Source organism: Variovorax sp. 10L421, assembly GCF_056395365.1.
This window is the reverse complement of record NZ_JBFTJJ010000010.1, coordinates 1-23,681: the sequence shown is the minus strand read 5'-3', so window position 1 is coordinate 23,681 and position 23,681 is coordinate 1. Positions and strand designations below refer to the sequence as shown.

The window sequence follows — 23,681 nt, the reverse complement described above, 5'->3', positions numbered from 1 at the left end:
TCCTCAGGCCTTCGGCTTGTAGGCCACCACGTCGATCTCGACCTTGGCGTCGACCATCAGCCGCGCCTCGGTGGTCGAGCGCGCCGGCTTGTTCTCGCCGAAGTAGCCCATGTAGATGCGGTTGAAGGCACCAAAGTCGCGCGCGTCCTGCAGCCAGACAGTGCTCTTGCACACGTCGTCGAGCGTGGCGCCGGCCAGCGCGAGCACGGTCTTGAGGTTTTCCATCACCTGGCGCGTCTGCGCCTCGATGCCGCCCACCACGATCTCGCCATCCTTGTTCGCCGGCACCTGGCCCGACACGTAGATGAAGTCGCCGGCGCGCACGGCCGGGGAGAAGGGGCGGGCCTGGCGGTCGGACGCGACGGGCGGGGCGCCGAGGTATTCGAGGGGCATGGAGACTCCTGAGAGGTGAAGAGTAGTGAAGGAAGGAGAGCCGCGAGTATCGCGCTCAATCTGAAAATCTCTTTCAGAATAACTCTTGATCGAGGGTTAACACGGATGATTTGGCATGAATACTGCTTCAAAGTCCAGGCCGAAGAGAAATTTTCTTTCACAAACTCGCACGCCCCATGAAGGAGTTCCCCATGCCCCACGTCGGTCCTGTTGTCCAGCGCCTGCCCAAGCTGTCGAAGCGCAGCCTGCTGGGAGCTTCCCTGCTCGCGATGCTGTGCGCCGCGCTGCCCCATCAGCAGGTCCACGCCCAGGGCCCGCGCAACTTCGCCACGCTGGCGATGGTGGCCGAGCCGCAGACGCTCGACCCGATGGCCTCCACGGCCGACCTGGTCGGAACCATCATGCAGCACGTGTACGAGACGCTCTACACCTTCGACGCCAAGTGGAACGTGGTTCCGATGCTGGCCGAAGGCATGCCGAAGATCTCGGCCGACGGCAAGACCTACGCCATCACCCTGCGCAAGGGCGTGATGCTGCACAACGGGCGCGAACTCAACGCCGACGACGTGGTGGCCAGCCTGCAGCGCTGGATGGACCAGTCGCCGCGCGGCAAGGCCGTGGGCAAGGAGGTCGCCAGCCTCAAGGCCAAGGGCCCGCTGGCGGTCGAAGTCGTGCTGAAGGAGCCTTATGCACCGCTGCTGTCGCAGCTCGCGCTGCCCAGCGGCATGGCCGCGATCATGGCCAAGGATTCCATCGCCTCGCCGCTGAAGGACTTCGTCGGCACCGGCCCCTACAAGTTCAAGGAACGCCGCCCCGACCAGTTCGTGCTGCTCACGCGCTTCGACAAGTACAGCGCGCGCAAGGAACCGGCGAGCGGCTATGGCGGCAAGCGCGAAGCGGCGATCGAGGAGCTGCGCTTCGTGCCCGTGCCCAACGCCAGCACGCGTGTCGAAGGCGCGCTGGCCGGCCAGTACGACTTTGCCGACCTGCTGCCGGTGGAAGCGCTGCCGCGCCTGGAGAAGTCGGGCGGCAAGACGGTGCCGATCATGACGCCGTCGTTCGGCTTCCCGTATCTCGTGCTCAACACCAAGGAAGGCGTGGCCGCCAGCCAGCCGGTGCGCCAGGCGATCCAGACCGCGCTCGGCGAAGGCGAGATGCTCGCGGCCGGCTTCGGCGACACGCGCTTCTTCGTGGCCGAAGGCAACCATTTCCCGAAGGGCTCGCCGTTCTATTCGGCGGCCGGTACCGACCAGTACAACCAGCGCAACGCCGCCAAGGCGAAGGAGGCCGCGGCCAAGGCCGGCTACAAGGGCGAGCCGATCCGCGTACTCACCAGCCGCCAGTACGACTTCCACTACAACATGGCGCTGCTGATGGCCGAGCAGCTCAAGCGTGCCGGCTTCAAGGTCGACCTGAACGTGGTCGACTGGGCCACGCTGGTGCAGCGCCGCAACGACCCCAAGCTGTGGGACATCTACGTCACGCATTCGGGCCAGTTCCCCGAGCCGATGCTCTCGCCGCCGCAGCTCGGCGACGGCGCACCCGGCTGGTGGGACACGCCCGCCAAGAAGACGGCACTGCAGGCCTTCAACGTCGAGAGCGACCCTGCCAAGCGCGGCGCACTGTGGGGCAAGGTGCAGCAGGTGGTCTACGACGAGGTGCCGTACATCAATGTTGGCAAGTTCAACGGCCTGTCGGCAAAGAGCCCGGCGCTGGACAACTACCAGCCCGCGACCTGGCCGTTCTTCTGGAATGCCCGGATCAAGTAAGTAACGAGGCCGTTGAAGCAATAACCGCCCCATGATCCGCTACATCGCTTCCCGCGCCGCAGGCATGCTCGTCGTGCTCGCCATCGTGGCCGTGCTCGTCTTCGTGCTCACGCGCGCCGCATCGGGCGACCCGGTCTCGGTGCTGCTGGGCGACCAGGCCACCGCGGCCGACATCGCCCGCGTGCAGAAGGAGTACGGCCTCGACAAGCCGCTGCCCGTGCAGTTCGGCTACTGGCTGCGCGAGGTGCTGCAGGGCAATCTCGGCACCTCGATCTTCCTGCAGCGTCCCGTGACGCAGGCGCTGTGGGAGCGCTCCGAACCCACCACGCTGCTCGCGCTGATGGCCGTGGCCATCGCCGCGCTGATCGGCGTGCCGTGCGGCATCGTCTCGGCCGTGTTCCGCGGGCGCGTGGTCGACCAGCTGTTCACCGGCATCGCGATGCTGGGCGCGAGCATTCCGAGTTTCTGGCTGGGCATCGTGCTGATCCAGATCTTCGCGGTGTCGTTCGGCTGGTTCCCGGTGTCGGGCTACGGCGCGCCCGATGCGGCGCTGGCCGAGCGGCTGCACGCGCTGGTGCTGCCGGCCACGGTGCTGGGCCTCTTGAACTCGGCGCTCATCATCCGCTTCACGCGCGCCTCGATGCTCGACGTGCTCGGCGAAGACTATGTGCGCACGGCGCGCTCCAAGGGCCTGAGCGAAAGCACGGTGGTGCTCAAGCATGCGCTGCGCAATGCGCTGGTGCCCATCGTCACGGTGATCGGCCTCACGGTCGCGCTGATGATCGGCGGCGCCGTCATCACCGAGACCGTGTTCGGCCTGCCCGGCGTGGGCAACCTGGTGGTCAGCGCCGTGCTGCGGCGCGACTACCCCGTCATTCAAGGTGCATTGCTCGTGATCGCCGCGATCTATGTGCTCATCAATTTCTCGATCGACCTGCTGTACGCAGTGGTCGATCCGCGCGTGAAGGTCTGAGCGATGCGCATGCCTCGAATGCTCCGCCAGCTGATGCATCGCCGCATCGTGATGGTTTCCGCTCTGGTGCTGCTGGTGATCGCCATCCTGGCGATCGGCGCTCCGCTGTTCGCCTCCATCGATCCCAACGACACGGCGGTGCTGCAGCGCCTGAAGGCGCCGAGCGCCGAGCACCTGCTCGGCACCGACGAACTGGGCCGCGACCTGTATTCGCGCATCGTGCACGGCGCGCGCTACTCGCTGGCCATCGCTGCGCTCACGGCGCTGGGTGCCGTTATCGCCGGCACGGTGCTGGGCCTGATGGCCGGCTTCTTCCGCCGGCTCGACGCGCCGCTGATGCGCGTGGTCGACGCGATGATGTCCTTCCCCGACATCCTGCTGGCCATTGCGCTGGTGGCGATCCTCGGGCCGTCGCTCATCAACACGGTGCTTGCGCTGGTGCTGGTCTACACGCCGCGTGTGGCGCGGGTGGTGCGGGCCTCGACGCTGGTGGTGCGCGAACTGCTGTTTGTCGAAGCGGTGCGTGCGCTGGGTGTGCGCACCTCGCGCATCCTGTGGCGGCACATCTTGCCGAACCTGATGTCGCCGATCCTGGTGCAGGTGTCGTTCATCTTCGCCTACGCCATCCTGGCCGAAGCGGGTCTGTCGTTCCTCGGCGTCGGCGTGCCGCCCGAGATTCCGACCTGGGGCACGATGGTCGCGGGCAGCCAGCAGTACGCGCACCAAGCCTTCTGGGTGGTGCTGTTCCCGGGGCTTGCGATCATCTTCACGGCGCTGTCGCTGCAACTGCTGGGCGACGGTGTGCGCGACCTGCTCGACCCGAAGCTCAAGAAGACATCGTGATGACGAACGCCAATCAAACACCACGTCTCACGGTCAGCAACCTGAGCACCAGCTTCCCCACCGAAGACGGCCTCGTGCGTTCGGTGGCCGACGTGAGCTTCTCCATCCAGCCCGGCAAGACCACCGCGCTGGTCGGCGAATCGGGCTCGGGCAAGTCGGTGACCAGCCTCACGCTGATGCGCCTTCTGCCCAAGACCGCGAACGCGCAGGTCAGCGGCAGCGCCGCGTTCGTGACGCGCGAAGGCAAGACGCTCGACCTGCTGCAGATCGGCGAACGCGAGATGCGGTCGCTGCGCGGCAACCAGCTGTCGATGATCTTCCAGGAGCCGATGACCAGCCTGAACCCGGTGTTCACCATCGGCGAACAGATCGCCGAGAGCGTGCGCCTGCACAAGGGCCTCGATCGCAAGGCTGCTTTGGCGCATGCGCTGCGCATGCTCGAATTGGTCGAGATCCCGGCCGCAGCGCAGCGCATCCACGAGTACCCGCACCAGCTTTCGGGCGGCATGCGCCAGCGCGTGATGATCGCGCTGGCCATGGCCTGCGACCCGACGCTGCTGATCGCCGACGAGCCCACCACCGCGCTCGACGTGACCATCCAGGCGCAGATCCTCGAACTCATGCGCCGGCTGCAGGCCGAAACGGGCATGAGCATCCTGTTCATCACGCACAACCTCGGCGTGGTCGCGCACCATGCCGACGACGTGGTGGTGCTGTATGCGGGCCGCGTGGTCGAGAGCGCGCCCGTGCGGCCGCTGTTCGCGCAGCCCGAGCATCCGTACACGCAGGGCCTGCTGGCCTGCCTGCCGGGCAAGGCGCGGCTGCCGGGGCAGCCCAAGCCGAAGCGGCTGTTCGCGATTCGCGGGCAGGTGTCGAGCTCACTCGCGCCGCCGCCCGGCTGCGCCTTCGAGCCGCGCTGCGACCTCGCGCTGCCCGAATGCCGCAGCGCAATGCCGCCGCTGATCGAAACACACCACGGCCGCCAGGCCCGCTGCATCCGCGTGCAGCCAGCGCAACCCCTGAAGAGGGTCGCATGAGAAGCGCACTGCCTGGCGTGTTGCTCCTTCCCCTTCCGGGGGAAGGCTGGGATGGGGGCAAGCGGCGTTTGTTCGGCGCAGTGCTTCATCCAGTGCCGTCGTGCCCCCACCCCAACCCTCCCCCGGAAGGGGAGGGAGCCAATACAAAACACCCACGATGACCACCGCCGTCCCCCTCATCGAAGTCCGCGGACTCAAGAAGTACTTCGGCAGCAGCGATCGCCCCGTGCGCGCGGTCGACGACGTGTCGTTCGCGATCCGGCCCGGCGAGACGCTGGGCCTCGTCGGCGAATCGGGCTCGGGCAAGAGCACCATCGGCCGCACCGTGCTGCGCCTGCTCGAACGCACGAGCGGCCAGGTGCTGTACCGCGGCGACGACATCGGCACGCTGACGGGCGAACGCATGCGCAAGCTGCGCAGCAAGCTGCAGATCATCTTCCAGGACCCGTATGCCAGCCTGAACCCCAAGATGCGCATCAGCGCCATCCTCGGCGAGGCGCTGTCCACGCACGGCCTGCACAAGGGTGCGGCCGCACGCGACAAGCGCATTGCCGAACTGCTCGAAACCGTGGGCCTGCGCGCCGAGCATGCGAGCCGCTTTCCGCACGAGTTCTCGGGTGGGCAGCGCCAGCGCATCGGCGTGGCGCGCGCTCTCGCGGTGGAGCCCGAATTCATCGTGGCCGACGAGCCGCTGTCGGCGCTCGACGTGTCGATCCAGTCGCAGGTCATCAACCTGCTGGCCGACCTGCGCGAGCGGCTGGGCCTGACGATGCTCTTCATCTCGCACGACCTCGACGTGGTCGAGTACCTGTGCGACCGCGTGGTGGTGCTGTACCTCGGCAAGGTGATGGAAGTCGCCACCACCGACGAGCTGTTCGCCCGACCCTCGCACCCCTACACCCAGGCGCTGCTGGCCGCGAGCCCGAAGCCCGACCCGGAGGTCGCGACCGGGCGCATCGCGCTGAAGGGCGACATTCCCAGCCCCATCTCGCCGCCCTCGGGCTGCGTGTTCCGCACGCGCTGTCCGCACGCCATCGAGGCCTGCGCGCAAACGGTGCCGCCGCTCGACGAGATTTCCGCCGGACACTACAGCGCCTGCATCCGCAAGGAATTGCTCTCCAACATTGCCGCACGACCATGACCGATACCGCCACCACCGATTTCAACGACCCGCTGCTGAGCAGCAGTTTCAAGGGCTACCCGCGCACGCAGCCGCCGCGCCGCCGCAGCGAGATCGGCGCCGCCGGCTGGAACGTGCTGGCCGGCGACCTGCCGCTGCCGCTGGCCGTGCTCAAGCGCGAGGCGCTCGAGCACAACCTCGCGTGGATGCAGTCGCGCGTGCGCGAATGGGGCATCGACCTCGCACCGCACGGCAAGACCACCATGTCGCCGCAGCTGTTCCAGCGCCAGCTCGACGCCGGCGCCTGGGGTCTGACCTTCGCGACCGTCACGCAGCTTGCCGTGGGCGTGGCGGCCGGCGCGCGCCGCACGCTCATCGCCAACCAGGTGGTGAGCGACGAAGACCTCGCGGGCATCCAGCTGCTGCTGGCCAACCATGCCGACCTGCGCATCGTGTTCCTGGTCGATTCGCTGGCGCAGCTCGCGCTGATCGAGGACTGGTCATCGCGCCATCCCGCGAGCGAGCCTTTCGAGGTGATGATCGAGATCGGCGTCGACGGTGCACGCACCGGCTGCCGCACGCATGAAGAAGCCGTCACGCTGGCCACGCGGCTGCGCGCCAGCAGCGCCGCGAAGCTCGTCGGCATCGAGACCTACGAAGGGCAGGGCGCGACCGGTGCCAGCGAGCCCGACACGGCCTACGCCAAAACGTTGATGGACCGCGTGGAAGCCGTCGCCCGTCATTGCGACACCGAAAAACTTTTCGAGACCGACGAGGTGCTGGTGTCCGCAGGCGGCTCGGCCATCTTCGACCTCGTGGCCGGGCGTCTCAAGCCCGCGCTCGGCGCGCCGGTGCGCGGCCTGCTGCGCTCGGGCTGCTACGTCACGCACGACCACGGCTTCTACAAGCGCATGGTCAGCGCGGTGGACGAGCGCCTGGGCTGCGGCTGCGGCGAAAGCCTGGTGCCGGCGATGGAGGTCTGGGCCACGGTGCAGTCGCGCCCCGAGCCCGGCCTCGCGATCCTTGCCGCGGGCAAGCGCGACATCTCCTTCGACCTGTCGCTACCCATGCCCATCGCGCGTGCCGCGCGCGGCGTGCTGCAGCCGCACGTCGTGCCCGCCGGCTGGAAGATCACCGCACTCAACGACCAGCATGCCTACCTGCGCTGGGACGCGGGCGAGGAAGCCGAGGCGCCCAAGGTCGGCGACCGCGTCGGCCTCGGCATTTCGCACCCCTGCACGACCTTCGACAAATGGCACTGGATGCCTGTCGTCGAACAGGACTACCGTGTGAGCGACGCCGTCGCCATGCACTTCTGAACACGCACCGATGACTCCTTCCCTGCTTCAGAAAATCGGCGAGATCCGCAGCGACGCCCCGGCGACGCGGCGCGCGATTCTCGACCTGATCCTCGAAGACCCCGACCGCGTGCTCGAGGAAAGCTTCGAGCAGCTGGCCGAACGCTCGCGCAGCTCGGTGCCGACCATCATGCGCACCTGCCGCGACCTCGGTTTTGCCGGGCTGCGCGAGTTCAAGCTCGCGCTCGCGCAGGAACTGGCGCTGGGCGGCTCGCCGCTGCACCGCCGCGTCAACATCGAGGATGCGGCCGACGAAGTGGTGGGCAAGATCGCGCGCAGCGCGGCGGCCTCGGTCTCGGGCGTGCGCGGCCAGCTCGACATGCAGGTGCTCGACGGTGCAGTGGCCGCCATCGCGGCCGCGCCGCACGTCGACCTGTATGGCGCGGGCGCCACCTCATGGTTCATGGCCAACGACCTGCAGGCCCGGCTATTCCGCCTCGGCCTGTCGGCCAATGCCTGGGCCGACTATCACCTGCAGCAGGTGGCCGGCGCGGCGCAGCGCCCGGGCGGCGTGGTCATCGCCATCTCGCACGTGGGCGGCATGCCCTCGCTGCTCGACGCGGTGGACATCGCGCGCGGGCAGGGTGCCAAGGTGGTCGCGATCACCCGGCCCGGCACGGCGCTGGCGGCCAAGGCCGACTTTCTGCTCGGACTCTCGGTGCCGGACGACGCGGTGATGCACGTGGGCATCGACGCCTACCTGACGCACCTCACGGCCATCGAGATCCTCACCGTGCTCGTGGCCCAGCGCCGCGGCGAGCCCGCAGTGCAGCGCCTGCAGCGCGCGCGCGAGGCCTTCCAGCGCCATGGCATCGACGCCACCACGCATCCGCTGCAGAGCTGGGATGGCGGCGGCATCAGCGGCGGAGGGCGAGCATCGTGAGCCAGGACTCCAAAGCCATCCTGCTCGAGGCCGGCCTCGTGGTCGACGGCTCGGGCGGCCCCTCGTGGCCCGGCGACGTGCTGCTGCAGGCCGACCGCATCGTCGCGCTCGGCGAAGGCCTGCGCGGGCGGCTGCCCGACGGCCTCGCGCTGGCCGACGTCGAGATCGTCGACTGCCGCGCCAAGGTCATCGCGCCCGGCTTCATCGACGCGCACACGCACGACGACGCCATCGTGCTGCGCGACCCGCTGTGCCTGCCCAAGGTGTCGCAGGGCATCACCACGGTGGTGACGGGCAACTGCGGCATTTCGCTCGCACCGTACCGCACGCCGCAATCGAAACCGCCTCTTACGCTGCTGGGCGCCGATTCGTTCAAGCACGCGACCATGGCGGAATACCGCGCGGCCGTCGATGCGACGCAGCCCGCGCTCAACGTGGCCGCACTGGTCGGCCACACCACGCTGCGTTTCGCGACCATGCAGGCGCTGGACCGTCCCGCCAGCGCCGACGAACTGGCGCGCATGGAAGCGCTGCTCGACAGTTGCATGGCCGACGGAGCGCACGGCATGTCGTCGGGCCTGTTCTACGAAGAAGCCTTTGCCGCGCCCGCCGAGGAGGTGACGGCGTTGGCGCGCGTCGTGGCCCGCCACGGCGGCGTCTACGCCACGCACCTGCGCAGCGAGATGCAGCAGATCATCGAGGCGCTGCACGAGGCCGGCGACTCGGCCTTCAGCGCCGGCGTGCCGCTCGTCATCTCGCACCACAAGTGCGCCGGGCCGGCCAACTGGGGCCGTACCAGGGAAACCCTGCCGCTGATCGAGTCGCTGGCGCAGCGCCAGAAGATCGCGATGGACGTCTACCCCTATGTGGCCGGCTCGACCGTGCTGCGCGAGGACCTGGTCGACGGCGTGATCGACGTGCTGCTCACCTGGTCCGACCCGCATCCCGAGATGATGGGCCGGCTCATTTCCGACATCGCGCGCGAATGGGGCACCACCGAGCAGGAGGCCTGCCTGCGCCTGAAACCGGGCGGCGCCTGCTATTTCCAGATGCAGGAGGAAGACGTGGAGCGCGTCATCGCGCACCCGCTCACCATGATCGGCAGCGACGGCCTGCCGCACGACCGCCATCCGCATCCTCGCCTCTGGGGCGCCTTTCCGCGCGTTTTTGCACGCTATTGGCGCCAACGCTGCCTTTTCACACTTGAACAGGCAGTGCACAAGATGACCGGCATGACGGCGCGCAACCTGCGCATTGCCGAGCGCGGCCTGCTGCGCCCGGGCGCCATGGCCGACGTGGTGGTATTCGACCCCGAGACCATCGCCGACACCGCCACCTATGAGCAGCCGCACGGTGTGAGCCTGGGCGTGGAACGGGTGTTCGTGAACGGCGTGCTGGCCTATCGGGGCGGCGAGGCCGAAGCCCGGGTGCTTGCGCGGGCGGGCCGGATGCTGGCGCGGGGGGCCTGAAGAGCGGGGCGGGGCGCCATATCTGGCCGGGAATAACCTCAAGACCTCTAAAGTTCTAACACTCTCGGCAAAAATCAGTCAAACTTGTACATCTTATTGGCCGTCGAATTCCGACAGGAGCAAAGATGGACAAGGACGCTGAAGGCCTTGGTGCTGATTTCGAGCTGTGGCAGCAGCTCACGGACGACTACGAAGCCGCGTTGGGCGCCCTGGCCCGGGGCGAGCCGGGCGCGCGAGAGCGGGTGGTCCGGTTGTCGTTGGCACTTCAGCAACTGCATCCGGACCTCTCCCCCGTCGACCACGACTGCTGAGGCGCCGCACAAGATCGGCAAGCTCAGTCCCGCGCCGGCTCCTCTTCCGCCTGTGCCTGGAACATGCGAGTGAAATCGCAGCACGCCTGCGCCAGCATCACGATGGACGAGGTGAGCGCGCTGCGGTGCTCGCCCTTGTGCATCGCCACGTAGCGCACCACGGGCAGCGCCGGCGCCACATCGATCACCGTCAGCATGCCGGCCGCCACCAGCGGCTGCAGGCATTGGCGCGGCAGGTAGCTCACGCCCAGTCCCGACACAGTGAGCCCGGTCAGCGCCACCAGGTTGCTCACCACGATCACGTTGGCGGGCTGCACGCCCTGCTCCTTCATCCAGGCGTCATAGGCGCGGCCGGTGCCCGAGTTGTTGCCCTGCACCAGCATGCGATGCCGCGCGAGCTCGTGCAGCCGCACGGTGCCGCCGGCCGGCACCACGCCGGGCTTGCACATCCATGCGCTCGTCACCTGGCCGATGGCCTTGTGCTGCAGCCGCGAGTCGGCGAAGGTGTCGGGCACGATGACGAGGTCGAGTTCGTCGGCCAGCAGCTTGTCGCGCAGCTGCAGGCTGTCGTCCACGTCGGGCTCGAGGATCACCTTGGGGTAGTGCTGCTGGATCAGGCCGACCAGCCGCGGCAGCCACGTCATCGCGGTCAGCTCGGTCACCCCGATGCGGATGCGCCGCTCCACCACGCCGGGCTTGCCGAACTGCTCGATGGCCGCGTCGCGCTGCGCCAGCAGCTTCTGTGCGAGCACGTACATCTCCTCGCCCTTCTCGGTGAGCCGCGCGGTGCGCTGGCTGCGGTCGAACAGCTCGGTGTCGAACAGCTGCTCCAGCTCGTGCACCCGCTTGGAAATGGCCGACTGCGAGGTGTTGAGCTGGTTGGCCGCCTGCGCAAAGCCGCCGAGGCGGGCGATCCAGTACAGGGCTTCGAGTTGCTTGAAGGTCATCACGATCGCGGCTCCATCGATATGTGATTGATAGAACGCTTTTATTCATGCGATTCGATCACAAAAAATCGCTTTTAGAAATTCATCGCGAAGCCGAAGATTCGCCCGAGCCAACGTCATCGACTCTTCTTCAAGGAACCACCATGGACCTCAGGAAACTGCCTCTCGCACTCGGCCTCATCCTCGCTTTCGCCTGCGGCGCCGCCAGCGCACAGGACGGCGGCACCCTGCAGAAGATCAAGGAGAGCGGCACGATCCAGATCGGCGCGCGCGACAGCCAGATCCCGTTCTCGTACAAGCTCAGCGCCGACAGCGCACCCATCGGCTTCACCAACGACATCTGCCTGAAGATCGTCGACGCGGTGAAGGCAAAGTTGGGCCTCGCGAAGATCGAGGTGCGCTACACCATGCTGAATTCGACCAACCGCATCCCGCTGCTGCAGAACGGCACCGTCGACCTCGACTGCGCGACCACCACCAACACCACGCAGCGCCAGCAGCAGGTCGACTTCGCGCCCAGCCACTTCGTGACCAACATCACCGCCGCCGTGAAGAAGTCCTCGGGCATCAACGCGCTGGCCGACCTCAACGGCAAGAACGTGGCCACCGTCTCGGGCAGCACCTCGATCCAACTGCTGCGCGGCGCGCGCAAGAGCGGCGCCATCGAAGTCAACGAGATCGCCGGCAAGGACACCTCAGACGGCTTCCTGCTGCTGTCCACCGGCCGCGCCGATGCCTACGTGCTCGACGACGTGCAGCTCGCCGGCATGGTCGCCAGCGCGACCAACCCCGGCGACTACAAGCTGCTGAAGGAGTCGCTGCGCCAGGAGCCCTACGGGATCATGCTGCGCAAGGACGATCCGCAGTTCAAGGCGCTGGTCGACGAGACCGTCACCGGCCTGATGAAGTCGGGCGCCATCGAGCAGCTCTACACCAAGTGGTTCCTCTCGCCGATTCCACCGAAGAACGCGAACCTGAACTTCCCGATGTCGGACGCGGTGCGCGAGATCTACAAGAACCCCAACAACAAGGGCGTCTGAGCGATGGATTCCAAGCTGTCTTCGAACCACCCCCACGGACTGGCCTTTTCCGACGCGCTCATGCGCGAGGTGAAGAGCCGCTTCCTGCAGGTCGACCACGACCACCACGGCCGCGAACGCCTGTACTTCGACAACGCGGGCGGCTCCTTCCGCCTCAAGGCCGCGGCCGAGCGCTTCGCGCAGGTCGACGCCATTCCCGACAACGCCGAGCGCATCCACGCCACGGCCGTCGAGCTGCAGGACATCCAGGCCAAGGGAAGCGCCGACCTGCGCACCATCCTCAACGCCACCGGCGGCAGTGTGTACGCCTCGCTCACCGCATCGGGCGCCATGTTCGACATGGTGCGCGCGGTGGCCGAGAACGTGCCGGGTACGAACATGGTCACCACCGTGCTCGAGCACCCCTCGGCCTTCGACGCGATGAGCCTGTATGCCGAGCGCCTCGGCCGCGAGCTGCGCGTGGCGAAGAGCAACCCGGTGACCGGCGGCGTCGACGTGGACGAGATCGTGCGGCTGGTCGATGAGAACACCTGCCTGCTCAACGTGATCTACGCGTCGAACATCTCGGGCGCCAAGCTCGACATGGCCGAGATCGTGCGCCGCGCGCGCGAGATCAAGCCCGACCTGTACATCCTGGTGGACGCCGTGCAGCATGCGCCGCACGGCCTCATCGACCTGCAGAAGACGCCGGTGGACGGCATCAACCTCGCGCCCTACAAGTTCTTCGGCTGCCGGGGCTCGGGGCTGTCATGGATGTCCGAGCGCGCGGCCGTGCTGCCGCACCACAAGCTCGCAGGCAAGAAGCCTGGCTACTGGGACCTGGGCAGCGCCGCGCCGTGGCAGTTCGCGGTGCTCACGGAAATCGTCGACTACGTGTGCTGGCTCGGCGGGCACTTCGTCGACGCCACAGACCGGCGCGCGTTGTTCTCGGCAGGCATCACGCACATCGAACTGCACGAGCGCGCGCTGCTGGCAGTGCTTCTGGACGGCAACGAAAACACCACCGGCATGCGCAAGCTCGAGGGCGTCAATGTGTTCCTCGACTACCAGGACCTGAGCAAGCGCGACCTGATCCTGGGCATCGGCTTCGACCGCATCGACTGCACGCAAGCCGTGGTCGAGTACGGCTTGCGCGGCGTGACAGTCTACGAGCGCGTGGCGACCAGCATCTACTCGAAGCGCATGCTCGAATCCTTCGGGCTCGCGGGCACGGTGCGGGTGTCGCCGCTGCACTGCAACTCCATCGCGGATGTGGAGAAATTCCTGCGCATCACGCGGGAGATCGCCGCGGACATCTGACTGTCATGAAGCGCCATGTTCAGTAGTCGGCATGCTTTTGGGGTACCGCCCCGCCAAGGCTACTGCACCGCGTCGTCCACGCTCCACGGCGCATACACCTGCGCCTTCAGGTCGGGCGAATCCACCTTGGCCAGCAGGTCGCGCACGCCGTCCTTCACGCGCGCCAGCGACAGGCGCGCGCCACGCACGCGCACATAGGCCGCAAAGTCGCACAGCGCCTCGATGCTGGTCGCGTCGAGGTCCGGCGACTCCTCCAGGCTCAGCACCATGCGTTGCAGGCCCGGCGTCGCGTCGATGCGCGCGCGGATCGACGCAAATACCGCATCCGCATTGCCGAAGAACAGCGGCACCTCGGGTCGCGCGATGAGCACGCCCGGCGGCACCACGGCCTCGGGGTGGCGTGCCGTGTCGACAAAGTCATGGCTCCCGCCCAGCCGCCCGAGCCAGCTGACGGTGGTGCGCGAGAAGCCGCGCAGCAGCAGCAGCAGGCTCACGCCAATGGCAACCAGCAAGCCGTCGAGCACACCCAGCAGCAGCACCGCGGCCACCGCCACCAATGCCACGAGCCGGTCGCGCCGCCACTGGAAGTACGGCCGCAGTGCTGCCGGGTTCAGCGTGTGACTCACCGCGTGGATCACGATGGCCGCCAGCAGCGGCTCCGGTGTGTGCGCGATCCACGGCAGCAGCGTCAGCACAGCCACCAGCACCACCAGCCCCGCCACGATGCCGGCCGCGCGGCTCTGCGCACCGGCCGATTCGTTGGCCGACGTGGCCGAGTAGCCCGCGCCCACCGGCATGCCCTGGAACAGCGCCGACAGCAGGTTCGCGCCACCGAGCGCCAGCAGGTCGCGGTTGGCCGACACGTTGTCGCCGTGGCGCATCGCGAAGGTGCGGATCGAGCCGTACGACTCGGCATAGAGGATCAGCGCCATCGCAAAGGCCAGCCCGCCGAGGCTCTGCCATTGCGAGCGGTCGAGCTGAGAAACGCCCGGGTGCGAGAAGTCGAGCGAGATCGGCCCCACCGACGCCACGCCCCAAGCATGGCACAGCCCGCTCACGTCGAGCGCGATGCCGGCTACGATCACGAGCAGCGCCGCCGGCACCGCGCGCCATCGCGCGAGGCCGCGCAGCAGCACGAGCGCTACCAGCGCCATGGCCGCCCCCGCAAGGCTCCAGTGCCGCCATTGGACCGCGAGCCCTGCGGCGAGCCGGAAGAAATCGCTGTGCGCCGGCTGCACCGCCAGCACCTTGGGCAGCTGCTTGACCACGATGGTCAGCGCAAGCCCCAGCGCGAAGCCACGCAGCACCGGCTTGGCGATCAGGCTGGACACCGCACCGAGCCTGGCAATGCCGGCGATGACGAAGAACACCCCGGCCAGCAGCACGATGCCCGCGCCCATCGCGAGCCGCGTGGCCGCATCGACACCCGTCACCGACATGGTGGCCGCGAACAGCACCGCGGCGGAAGACGAGGTGGCCGAGACGATCGCGAAGCGGCTGCTGCCGAAGAGGCCGTAGACGAGAAGGCCCGCGAACAGCGCGATCACGCCGGCCTGCGGCGGCAGCCCCGCGATGCCCGAATAGGCCACGGCCTCGGGCAGCAGCAGGCCTGCGATGGAGACGCCCGCCACGATGTCGGCCAGGCCGGGGCGGCGAGGGGTGGGCGTGGGCATCGGGGTTGGGGGCGTTTCCTCGGTCATGGGCAAGTGTGCTGTGGCCGCCCCCATGCTGGCAACGGGTGGCGGACCGGAACCTGACGGCGGGGCGCCTGGGGTGCCGCGCGACCGGGCATACTCGCGCGCGCTCCACATTCCAACACTTCACAGCAAGGACCCCATGTCAGGACACGGCTTTCACGTGCACGGCCCGCACGATCACGAACTCGAACACGCCGCAACCGGCGGCCATGGCCACGGCCCCGAAGACGGCGCCGCGGCTCATTCAGGCGGCATGAACATGACGAGCAAGATCGCGGTGTGCACCGCCGTGATCGCCACCTTCGGCGCGATCTTCTCGTACATGGGGGGTGCCACGCAGGCCAACGCCGGCCTCTACAAGAACAACGCCGCGATCAAGAAGACCGAGGCGTCGAACCAGTGGAATTACTTCCAGTCGAAGAGCACCAAGCAGGCGCTGGCCGAATTCGCACGCGACACCGCGGCGGACGACGCCCGAAAGCAGGGCTGGCAGGTCAAGGTGGCGCGCTACGAACAGGAGAAGACAGACATCCAGACGGCAGCGAAGAAGCTGGAGGCCGAGGCCAGCCAATGGGACGCGCAGTCTGAAGAGCAGATGCACCAGCACCATCGCTGGGCCCAGGCGACCACGGTGCTGCAGGTGTCGATCGCGCTGGCTGCGATTGCCTTGCTGACGAAGAAGAAATGGCTCGAGCGCGCGATGTTCGGGGTGGCGGCGGCGGGGCTTGTGGTGGGTGGGCTGGCGGCGTTTCACATATAGGGCACCGCTGCTCGCCGCGGTGCGGCGTGACATTCCGCTTGTGCGTCTGCGCTTTGTGCCCGAGTCCGATAGTGATGCGCTGGCCTTGCGCGAAGGGCGCATTGATCTCGAGGTGGGGTCTGAAGCAGAATGCTGGCAGCGGTGACGTCTTATATGGCTTCAGAACCTCGCATCCATTGCCCAGCTTGCGGCTACTTGCCTCAGGCAGAGGATCGCTGGGACTGCGAACCAGGATGCGGCACGTCTTGGAACACTTTTTGGACTCGCGGCGTGTGCCCAGGCTGCGGACACCACTGGGAGCACACGCAATGCTTGTTCTGCGATGTGTACTCACCGCACAGAGACTGGTATCACTATCCGCCGGGCTCGCCAGGCGAGAGTGAGCACAACGAAGAAACCCACTCTATCCAGCCAGAGAAGCAAAAGGAACGCACAGCTTGATTCAGCGGCACTCACACTCGCTTTCCACGCTCTTGTAGGCATCCTTGGGCGTATCTGGGCCCCTATAGACGAGGACTCCGTCTTTCTGAAAAGCTGCGCATTTTTGAGTGCATACTTGTTGTTGGCCCGGTATATCTCGTTGAAGATAACCGAAGAGCCAAGGAAGCAGGCCGGCGACCACTATCGCCGCGGCAAGAATCAGGAGTCGAGCTTTTCCTGGTTTCATCAACGCACCTCAACTGTTTTCCAGGATACGCATCTCAGAGGAACGAGTTGCGGACCCTCATCACTACGACGACATATCTTCCCATCTGTCACCGATATAGGGACGGGCTCCCAGCGCGTGCAAACTGAAGCCAAGTTCGGCATGCTCCACGGAAAATTGATTCCCACATAGTCACCAGGCAGTCGCGGCGAAGGATTTGGCTCGTTGGTGAACTGGTTCATGATGGAACGAGGTGTCCCGATGCCTTCGTTTTCGGCCATAGATGGTGGCGCAGAGGGCAATGCGCCGTCGCTTCGAGCGATTTCGCGTGCGCTTGGCAGACTCATCGGTCGCCCGTATGGGGTGCCGTATCCGCTCCGTTGCAGCCCCAAGGGGTCTTCAAAACTCATTGGGTTTCCATCCACGTACCCAAACCGGTTCCATCCGCCATCGAGTCCGATCGGATCCGGTTGACTGTACCTTCCCATTCTGCTGTCATAGCTCCTGAAGTAGTTGTAGCTCAGCCCCGACTCCTCATCCGCATACTGCCCCGGATACCGCAGGTTGAACTTCACCTCGGCGACGCCGGTCGTGCCCGGATTGGGTGTGATCTCCGTATTGCCGAAGCGGTTCCTTGCGGTGGTGGGCTTGTCTTCCCCGAAGGCGCTGTAGCTCCACTGCCAAGCGGCTTGGCCGTCTGCGTTGGTCAGTTTGCGCGGTGTGTTCAGATGATCGCTGTGGATGGCATAGGTGGTGCCATCGATGACGGCCGCAATCGGCATCGGGCCATTGGCCGTGGGCAGGTAGATGTACTGGCTCTGCCCGGCACTGTAGGAACCTCCGCTACCCACCTCGGCGATCAGCGTGCCTTGCTCGTCATAGAGGTAGGCATAGCCCAGTTGCTCTGCCTGGCTTGTGCTCGGGCTCCACAGCTTCGTGAAGAATGCGATCAGGCTGGCCATGAAGCCTGGGTCGGCCTCATCGCCCTGGCTCGGCGGGTACAGAGGCTCGGTCTTGAACACCCGCTGGCCGAGCGCGTTGTGCGCATAGCGCGTGGTGGGGCTGACATCGGTGGCACCGGTGGTGGCAGCCGCCAGACGGCCCTCGGCGTTGTAGGTGTAGCTGCGCAGACCATCCGTGAGCATGTCGCTGTTGGCGTTGTAGCCGTAGGTGACGCTGGTGCTGCTCGACCCGTTGATGGTCTGGCTAAAGCCGGTGAGGCGGTTGCTGGTGGAGCCAACCGTATAGGTGCGATTGGTAGTCTGGCCGTTGAGGACTCGGGTACTGCTCGATCGGTTGCCGTTGGCGTCGTAGCCGAAGCCTGCGGTGTTGCCTGTTGCATTGAAGCTGGTGAGGCGGCCCATGGTGTCATATCCCGCGCTCCAGGTGACGTTGGCATTGGAGGTGGTGCTGTGGGTCGGGTCAGTGTCGCCGGGCTGGTAGAGGTTCTGTGTGACGCTGGTGATGCGGCCTGCGGCGTCATAACCGTAGCTGCTGAACTCGCTAGTGGTCAGCCTCCCGGCGGTGTCGTAGGCACGGCTGGCCGCCAACTGCGGACTGCCGGTGGTGAAGGCCCAGGTCCATGCGGTGGGCTGTCCCAGCGGGTTCCAGGTGATGCCGCTGACGAGGGGGTTGCCGTTCAGGCTCAGGCCCGTCAGGCGCCCGGTGCTGTCGTAGGCATAGGTGAGCGTGCCTCCATCGGGATAGCCGATGCTCGCGAGGGTGCCGTTGGGGTTGTAGCCGTAGCTGACCTGCTGAATGCTTCCATTGGCCAGGGTCTGCTTCTTGAGGATCACGCGGCCGAAGGCATCGCGGGTGTACTCGGTGGTGCCGCTGCGGTCGACGATCTCCGACAGATACCCCTTGCTGTTGGCCGTGAGGTCGTAGCGCAGGGTGGTGGTCTTGCCGTCGACGAAGACCAGGCTCGTGGGCCGCCCGAGCAGGTCGCGCGCGATGGTGGTGGCCTGGCCGAGGGCGTCGGTGATCCGGCTGGGCAGGCCGAGGTTGTCGTACTGGGTGCTTGCACCGCCCGTGTCGGCGCTGGCCTCGGTGGTGGCGTTGCCCTGGGCGTCCCGGGTGTAGTTGGTGACGACGCCCTTGAAATCTTTGGCTTCAGTGACGGCATTAAGGGCGTTGTACTTCAGCGTAGCCGTGGAATACGCGGCATTGAGCACCGATGTGACGCGGCGCAATTTGTCGAGGCCGTATCCGGCGACCCTCTGATTCAGACCGTTGTACTCATCCGAGAGCTCACCATTGGCGTCGTAGTTGAAGTAACTTGACTGATTGCTGCCTTCGGTTTTCCCCGATACCCGGTTGATGTTGTTGATGGTGCGTGCCAGGCTCCACGTCACATTGTTGGCACTGTCTTTGACTTGTTCGGCCGTGCGATTGCCCATGCCGTCGAGTGTGTAAGTGCCAGACTCACCCCGGTTGTGGGCCCAAGCCACAAGGCGATGTGCGTCGTCGTAGGTGTAGCTGAAAGCAAGCCCACCGGGAAGCGACGCTGTTTCGAGCACGCCCGTGGCTTTGTAAGTGAACGCGGTGGTCTGCTGACCACCCAGAGTACGGGTAAGCAGGCGATCACGGGCATCCCAGGTGAAGGTCGTGACGAGACCGTTCGGTTCCGTCTGGCTTACGACACGATTGCTCGTGTCGTAGCCGTACTGGGTGACGTGTCCCAACGCATTGGTCGCCGTCAGAACATTCCCAGCGGGGTCATATGTGTAGCTGATGACCGCGCCATTCGGAGCGGTCTGGGTGGCAACCAAACCCTGGGCGTTGTAAGTCCATTGCCAGATCTTGGTGACGTTGGGCGACACCGTCGTATCGATGACGGTTCGCGTCAGCAGATTTCCCTGGGCGTCATAGCTCGAAGCAGTGGTGCGCCCTGATTCTGTGACCAGGGTCGGCAGGCTGAAGCTGGCATGCCACTGGGTCGTGACGGTCTGGGCTTCCGGCGTCCCGACAGCGCGTGTGACCGCAATGGGAAAACGTCGGGCTGTGTCCCAGGTCGTGTTGGTGACGGCGCCCTTGAAGTCGGTCTCAGAAGTGATCAAGCCATTGGAATCCTGCACACGGCTTGCGGCATCGGGCTCTCTTGTTTCCGATGGCCCTGAGCCGCTGCCGATGACGGCGAGCTTGCCGGCGTTGAATCCGTAGGTGTAGCTTCGCCACTTGTTCAGCGGATCCACGACGGTCGCCGATCCTGTCGAGCCATAGTTGACTTGGTAGCGTTGGGCAGCGCCGGCCAGTTCGGTGCTGATCGCACGGCCAAGGCTGTCATAAGCAAAAGTGGCCCATCGCGTGCCTGACTCATCGATGACGCCTGTCAGTGCCTGCGGGAAGGCGGCGTTCTCATAGACATAGCTGCGGCTTTTCCCGTCGGGATAGGTCACCTGGGCCAGGCGGTTCTGGGAATCGTAGGCGTAGAGCAGTGCTCTGGCATCGGGCAGAGTCACGCTGGCGAGTTGCCCCGCGCCGTTGTAAGTGAACGCCAGGCTGCGCCCGAAGGGGTTGGTGATGCTCGCCACCAGGCCCGCGGTGTTGTATGTGTAGGTTGTCGTCCAGCCATTGCGCTGCAGGCGGGACAGGACCTTGCCGTCAGGGCTGAAGTTGAAGATCGTGTCGTCTTCAATGTGACCGTAGGCCCAGGCGCCGCCAGCGGTTTGACTCAAAGTGTCGCTGCTGTTGATGGCGGTCCAGAGGCCCGTACTGACGGCCTTCGTGAATTTGCGAACGGTGCCATCGGAGTTGAGGATCGAGACGTCGGTGGGGTTGCTGATCGGCGTTGCGTCGAGGCGGGCATAGTGGTTGTGGGACCAGACAAAGCCCAGGCCCGCCTGCGGCCGGCCTGGATCAGACGTCCATCCGCTGCGGTAGGTCCGAGAAAACGAGAGGGGTGCGGGTCCTGTGTCAGTCCAGTCCGTCTGAAAACTGAACTTCTCGCCCGTGGCGGGCACGATGGGTTGACCCTTGTATAGGCCATCGGCCGGGCAATAGTTCGGCTCAAGGTCAGGCTTGACGCAGCTGTTTGCCTGCTCGATGAATCCCGCGTTGCAGTTGCACCATGCGCCGTTGGGTGTGTTGTTAGTGCTGTAGGCGGGGCAGACATTCGTTGTCTGTTGAAGCCACACGCTCCCTTCAACCTTGCTGCCATCAGGGCGGATCGCGTTATGAGCGCAGATGTAGGGGTAGGTGCCACTGAAGCCGATGTACTCCACCCCGACGATATAGAACGCCCCCGGATCTGACTGAATCTCCGCGTTCCAGTCGGCGTACATGACGATGCATGCATTGGCATCGGGCATGGCTCCGGGCCCCCAAGCCACATGAGTTGGATACCTGATGCTGTACGCCGTGTACAGCGCCTGTGCGGGGAAATTGGCTTGGGCACTTGCCAGCAGAAAGGTATGCGTCAGCAGTATTGCGGCTAGAAGGCGGCCAACGAATTCAGCCGTGGCACGGCAGGCCTTTGCTAGACGAGCCGCGAACGCGCGCGTCGGAGTTTTCATTTCTTCCTCCCAGTGCTGGCCAATTGGTCTTGTTTGGTGCTCTGCTTCTAGCGATTTGATTTCGCCACGTCTCGGTTCGATGCCGACAGGAGCGGGAGTTTGCGCGCACTGCCCTACAGACGGGCATCCCCCATTTTGAGTAGGCCGTTTGGCTGAGCCCTCCAAGGGCTTGTTCACGCCCTCCCGAACAGGAAATGGGGCGCTCACAACGCTTTCAGGGAAATGGCCGCCTGCAGCGCATAAACCCGAGCCAGTCGATTCGCGCAGCCCCTACGCCGGCATGTCGGTGCGCGGCAGCCGAAGGTGCTTCTTCAGCGTCTCGAACACCTGCCGCGTGACCGGATTCACCATGTGGCTACGCACGTAGAGGTAGTACGCCAGGTCGGGCAGCCGCGGCATGCCGTCGCCCGCGCCGAGCACGCGCAGGCCCGCATCGAGCTGCTCCACTCCCAGCAGGCTGTCGATGTCATCGCATGCCTGCAGCGCAAGCGATTCAACGCTGGTGGCTGCAGGAGATTCGGGAAATGAAGGGGCGTGCGCGGATGCGCGAGTGATTCCAGCCATGATGGCCTCCCAAGGGTTTCGTTTTGCTGAAACCGACGCACCCGAGGCGGCAGCTCGACGGGTTGGCCTACCGGGAAACCACTTGCGTGAAACCGGCCGGGCTCGCGCCCGCCCGTCGAGCCGCCAAAAACTGGAGGCACGAACGACAAAGCCGCAGACCCTGCGGGGAAAAACTGCGGCTTCTACGTCGCAGTGATTTCAACGGGAGGCCAATCCCGACCACGCTTTTTGACGTGACGGGGCGCAGTATAGCCACGCAAATACCGGCAGATGCATTCGCCGGCCCCGATCAGGCCCAGCAGCGTGCCGCTGATCGGCCGCGAGACGAAGGTGCCGAAGCTCCCGCGGCTCAGCAGCATCGCCCGGCGGAAGTTCTCCTCCAGCATCGGGCCGAGGATGAAGCCGAGCATGAGCGGTGCGGCATCCAGCTCCAGCCGCATGAACATGTAGCCCATGAAGCCGAAGGCCGCCGTGATGAAGACGTCTTCCAGGTTGTTGTTGACGCTGTAGGTGCCGATGCAGCAGAAGAACAGGATCGACGGGAACAGCACGGCGTACGGGATCTTGAACACCGACAGCCAGTAGCGCACCAGCGGCACGTTCAGCACCAGCAGGAACACGTTGCCGATCCACATGCTGGCCACCAGGCCCCAGAACAGCTCGGGATGGCTGCCGATCATGTTCGGGCCGGGCTGGATGCCCTTGATGATGAAGGCTGCCAGCATCAGCGCCATGACGGCGTTTTCCGGAATGCCGATGCTCATCAGCGGAATGAAGCTCGTGCGCGCCGCCGCTTCGTCGGCCGCGGCCTGGCCGGCCACGCCCTCGATGCAGCCGGTGCCGATCTCGTGCTTGTACTTGCTGACCTTCTTGTCGATCGCGTATGCCGCAAACTGGGCRATGGTCGGGCCGCCGCCGGGAAGGATGCCCAGGAAGGAGCCGACCACGCTGCCGCGCAGGGCGCTCGGAATGATCCGCTTGAACTCCGCCCAGGTCGGGATCAGGTTGATCTTGCCGTTGAAGGGCGAGCGCTCCTCGCGCGAGTCGAGGTTCTTGGTGATCTCGGCGATGCCGAAGCAGCCCAGCGCGATGCTCACGATGCCCACRCCGTCCACGAGGAAGGGCAGGTCGAGCGTGAAGCGCTGCGCGCCGCTGTTCACGTCGGTGCCGATGGTGCCGAGCAGCACGCCGATCATGCACATGGCCAGCCCRTTGAGCAGGCTGCCGGTGGTCACGAAGCTCACGCACACGAAGCCCACCAGCATCATGGCCACGTAGTCCGCGGGGCCGAAGAGGAATGCCACCTCGCCGAGCACGGGCGCCAGGAACGACAGCACGAGGATCGCCACCGTGCCGCCGATGAAGCTCGAGAAGCCGGCCGTGAACAGCGCCAGCCCGGTCTGGCCCTTGAGCGTCATTGCATAGCCGTCGATGCAGGCCACGATGCTGCTCGCATGCGGGATCTTCATCGTGATGGCGCTGACGCTGTCGCCGTACTGCGCGCCGTAGTAGATGCCGGCCAGCATGATGAGCGCGCCGGTCGTCGGAATGGAGTAGGTCAGCGGCAGCAGCAGGCTGATGGTGGCCAGCGGGCCGAGGCCGGGCAGCAGCCCGACCAGCGTGCCCACGGTACAGCCGATGGCGCAGAACAGGAGGTTCTGCATGGTCAGGGCGTGCGAGAAGCCGAACGCCAGGTTGTTGAGGACTTCCATGGTCTTTTTCTTCTTCTCAGTAGAGCGGCAGGTTCAGGCCGAGCAGTTTCTGCAGCGCCAGCGCCATGACGATCAGGCCGGCGGAGACCTTGGCGTTGCGTACCCACGAGTAGGACGAGGCGGCAAAGCCGGAGCAGAAGACCATGAAGATGATGCCCGCGATCATGTTCAGGTACATCGAGATCACCGCGAAGCCGCAGAGGCTGGCCAGGATCAGCCCGATGTTCCTGAAGTTGAACTCCAGCGGCACGCCCTCCACGAGGAACGACCGGACCACGGTCGCCACGCCGATCACCAGCAGCATGCCGCTGATCATGGCGGGGAACAGGCCAGGCCCGGCGCGGCT

General features: G+C 65.8%; 18 protein-coding genes and 1 pseudogene. 12 read left to right on the top strand and 7 right to left on the bottom strand.

The features are described from left to right. Positions 1 to 3 precede the first annotated feature (3 nt). The gene (locus AC1DFC_RS14935) at positions 4 to 393 is read right to left on the bottom strand and encodes a RidA family protein (RefSeq protein WP_007837475.1); all 390 of its coding nucleotides are present in this window, start codon (positions 391 to 393) and stop codon (positions 4 to 6) included. Positions 394 to 584: 191 nt separating this feature from the next. Here AC1DFC_RS14935 and AC1DFC_RS14930 point away from each other — a divergent pair, with 191 nt between their 5' ends. The 9 genes from AC1DFC_RS14930 (at position 585) to AC1DFC_RS14890 (ending at position 10,156) form a co-directional block, all read left to right on the top strand. Then, the gene (locus AC1DFC_RS14930; protein WP_007837474.1) at positions 585 to 2,162 is read left to right on the top strand and encodes an ABC transporter substrate-binding protein; all 1,578 of its coding nucleotides are present in this window, start codon (positions 585 to 587) and stop codon (positions 2,160 to 2,162) included. Positions 2,163 to 2,193: 31 nt separating this feature from the next. Continuing rightward, complete coding sequence (locus tag AC1DFC_RS14925; protein WP_056586187.1) at positions 2,194 to 3,135, top strand: ABC transporter permease; 942 nt, start codon at positions 2,194 to 2,196, stop codon at positions 3,133 to 3,135. A gap of 3 nt (positions 3,136 to 3,138) precedes the next feature. Further along, a complete protein-coding gene (locus AC1DFC_RS14920) occupies positions 3,139 to 3,978 on the top strand; it encodes an ABC transporter permease (RefSeq protein ID WP_007837472.1) in 840 nt (279 codons plus the stop codon). Further along, entirely contained in the window at positions 3,978 to 5,015 is a 1,038-nt protein-coding gene (locus tag AC1DFC_RS14915) for an ABC transporter ATP-binding protein (RefSeq protein ID WP_478179495.1), read from the top strand. Before AC1DFC_RS14920 ends, AC1DFC_RS14915 begins: the two co-directional genes overlap by 1 nt. A 157-nt stretch (positions 5,016 to 5,172) precedes the next feature. Further along, on the top strand, positions 5,173 to 6,156 hold the full coding sequence (locus tag AC1DFC_RS14910; RefSeq protein ID WP_007837467.1) for an ABC transporter ATP-binding protein: 984 nt from the start codon (positions 5,173 to 5,175) through the stop codon (positions 6,154 to 6,156). Beyond that, the gene (locus AC1DFC_RS14905) at positions 6,153 to 7,454 is read left to right on the top strand and encodes an amino acid deaminase (RefSeq protein WP_478179494.1); all 1,302 of its coding nucleotides are present in this window, start codon (positions 6,153 to 6,155) and stop codon (positions 7,452 to 7,454) included. The genes AC1DFC_RS14910 and AC1DFC_RS14905 overlap by 4 nt, the downstream gene beginning before the upstream one ends. A 10-nt stretch (positions 7,455 to 7,464) precedes the next feature. Next, entirely contained in the window at positions 7,465 to 8,376 is a 912-nt protein-coding gene (locus tag AC1DFC_RS14900; RefSeq protein ID WP_007837465.1) for a MurR/RpiR family transcriptional regulator, read from the top strand. Further along, positions 8,373 to 9,845: an N-acyl-D-amino-acid deacylase family protein gene (locus AC1DFC_RS14895; protein ID WP_478179493.1), complete on the top strand. Its 1,473-nt coding sequence runs from the start codon at positions 8,373 to 8,375 to the stop codon at positions 9,843 to 9,845. The genes AC1DFC_RS14900 and AC1DFC_RS14895 overlap by 4 nt, the downstream gene beginning before the upstream one ends. Positions 9,846 to 9,970: 125 nt before the next feature. Beyond that, positions 9,971 to 10,156, top strand: coding sequence for a hypothetical protein (locus AC1DFC_RS14890; protein ID WP_007837463.1), 186 nt, complete (start codon positions 9,971 to 9,973; stop codon positions 10,154 to 10,156). Positions 10,157 to 10,179: 23 nt separating this feature from the next. Here the strand turns inward: AC1DFC_RS14890 and AC1DFC_RS14885 are convergent, their stop codons facing one another. Then, positions 10,180 to 11,103, bottom strand: coding sequence for a LysR family transcriptional regulator (locus tag AC1DFC_RS14885; RefSeq protein ID WP_007837462.1), 924 nt, complete (start codon positions 11,101 to 11,103; stop codon positions 10,180 to 10,182). Between the two features lie 143 nt (positions 11,104 to 11,246). On the opposite strand from AC1DFC_RS14885, the gene AC1DFC_RS14880 reads away from it, so the two are divergent. After that, positions 11,247 to 12,143 carry a transporter substrate-binding domain-containing protein gene (locus tag AC1DFC_RS14880; RefSeq protein WP_007837461.1) on the top strand — a complete coding sequence of 299 codons (897 nt, stop codon included), beginning with the start codon at positions 11,247 to 11,249 and terminating at the stop codon, positions 12,141 to 12,143. Positions 12,144 to 12,146: 3 nt separating this feature from the next. Then, positions 12,147 to 13,442, top strand: a complete 1,296-nt coding sequence (locus AC1DFC_RS14875; RefSeq protein ID WP_007837460.1) for an aminotransferase class V-fold PLP-dependent enzyme — start codon at positions 12,147 to 12,149, stop codon at positions 13,440 to 13,442. A gap of 59 nt (positions 13,443 to 13,501) precedes the next feature. Here AC1DFC_RS14875 and AC1DFC_RS14870 read toward each other — a convergent pair whose 3' ends face one another. Next, positions 13,502 to 15,142 (bottom strand): SulP family inorganic anion transporter, encoded by a 1,641-nt coding sequence (locus tag AC1DFC_RS14870; RefSeq protein WP_007837459.1) that lies wholly within the window; start codon positions 15,140 to 15,142, stop codon positions 13,502 to 13,504. Between the two features lie 136 nt (positions 15,143 to 15,278). On the opposite strand from AC1DFC_RS14870, the gene AC1DFC_RS14865 reads away from it, so the two are divergent. Further along, positions 15,279 to 15,899: a DUF4337 domain-containing protein gene (locus AC1DFC_RS14865; RefSeq protein ID WP_007837458.1), complete on the top strand. Its 621-nt coding sequence runs from the start codon at positions 15,279 to 15,281 to the stop codon at positions 15,897 to 15,899. Positions 15,900 to 16,565: 666 nt separating this feature from the next. Here AC1DFC_RS14865 and AC1DFC_RS14860 read toward each other — a convergent pair. The 4 genes and pseudogenes from AC1DFC_RS14860 to AC1DFC_RS14845 all read right to left on the bottom strand — a co-directional run. After that, on the bottom strand, positions 16,566 to 21,059 hold the full coding sequence (locus AC1DFC_RS14860) for an RHS repeat-associated core domain-containing protein (RefSeq protein ID WP_413336132.1): 4,494 nt from the start codon (positions 21,057 to 21,059) through the stop codon (positions 16,566 to 16,568). 270 nt (positions 21,060 to 21,329) lie between these two features. After that, positions 21,330 to 21,509: pseudogene (locus tag AC1DFC_RS14855) on the bottom strand (LysR substrate-binding domain-containing protein); the annotation flags it as partial. A 296-nt stretch (positions 21,510 to 21,805) separates the two neighbouring features. Beyond that, entirely contained in the window at positions 21,806 to 23,335 is a 1,530-nt protein-coding gene (locus AC1DFC_RS14850) for a tripartite tricarboxylate transporter permease (RefSeq protein ID WP_478179492.1), read from the bottom strand. Positions 23,336 to 23,351: 16 nt separating this feature from the next. Further along, the coding region (locus tag AC1DFC_RS14845; protein ID WP_478179491.1) for a tripartite tricarboxylate transporter TctB family protein at positions 23,352 to 23,681 on the bottom strand (330 nt) is incomplete at its 5' end.